The 1,280-nt window shown below is 56.0% G+C and carries 1 protein-coding gene; it reads right to left on the minus strand.

All coding sequences use genetic code 11. The features are described from left to right. Window positions 1-171: 171 nt before the first annotated feature. Complete coding sequence (locus AC07VU_RS30760) at window positions 172-1,197, minus strand: IS110 family RNA-guided transposase (RefSeq protein ID WP_277588810.1); 1,026 nt, start codon at window positions 1,195-1,197, stop codon at window positions 172-174. Window positions 1,198-1,280 lie beyond the last annotated feature (83 nt).

Consider the following 1,280-nt stretch of genomic DNA (forward strand, 5'->3'; position numbering starts at 1 on the left):
ATGCCCCGCGCCATGATGAGAGTCGCGCCTGGCAATCCTGAAAACCGGAGCGGCTTCTAAAGCCGTTTCATAAGTCAGGTTCTTCGCCAGGCCGGTGTGCCGTTCACGTCATCCATTTTTCAGCTATCGCAAAACCTGATGGTGCCTCGTGGTACTGCAACAACAGCAGGGTCAGGCCACCACGGTGTCTGGCCCTGCTTCAAACGCTGTATGGTGAGCAGATAGTGCCCAGGCAATTCGCGCCAGTTTGTTGGCCAGAGCGCACGCCACGACATTAGAGTGTCGTCGCTGAAGCAACGAGCGCACCCAATCAGCCAGTGTCCCTTTTTGAGCAGCGAGCCGCTGCATATAAACCCTGGCGCACTGTACCAACAGGCATCTAAGGCTCTTGTCTCCTCGCTTGCTGATCCCCTTCAAGTTAGACCTGCCTCCCGTGCTGTACTGTCTGGGAACCAGCCCTATGGATGCGGCGAAGTCACGACCGCATCCGAATTGCTTGCCGTCTCCCATTTCGACAGCCAGCAGGCTGGCGGTGATCGGGCCGACGCCGGGCATACTCAGCAAACGACTGCCCAGATCATCGTCAGCCAGTTGGCCAGCCATCTCTTTATCCAGCTGCGTGATTTGCTCATCCAGATAGCCGAAGTGTGCGTGCAACCGCTGTAACAATGTGCTGAGCCGTGTCGGCAACTCATGCTCGGCCAGAACGCTAGGCAGACGCTTTATGACCGTCCGCCCTAGAGGCAGACTGATGCCGAACTCCAGAAGGAAGCCATGGAGTTGATTGATTGTTTTGGTGCGGTCACGAACCAGCGACTCACGCATGCGATGCAGTACTGAGAGCGTCTGTTGGGCCTCGGTTTTAGGCGAGACAAATCGCATCGAAGGGCGTGAGGCGGCTTCGCAGATGGCCTCGGCGTCAACGAAATCATTTTTGTTACTTTTAACAAAAGGTCGAACGAACTGCGGGGATATCAGCTTGGTTACATGCCCCATGGTACCCAGTTCGCGGGCAACGAAATGGGAGCCAGCACAGGCTTCCATCACGACAGTACAAGTGGGACAGTTGCCGAAAAAACGCATCATCTGCACGCGCGAGAGCTTCTTGCGAAATATCTCTCGACCCGATCCGTCCTGGCCGTGCAAGTGGAAGGTGTGTTTGCCGAGATCAATGCCAACCAGTGCCAATTCGCTCATGATAATGGCCTCCAGAATAAAACACCCTGCGAAAGCGTAGCCCTCGCAGGGTGTGGGGGTGACCATCTCATTACCGGACACCC

Source organism: Pseudomonas sp. GW821-FHT02B10, from assembly GCF_059421865.1.

Bases quoted from the DNA above. Each gene is read 5' to 3' on its own strand.
- AC07VU_RS30760 (WP_277588810.1), bottom strand. From the start codon at position 1,197: ATGAGCGAATTGGCACTGGTTGGCATTGATCTCGGCAAACACACCTTC.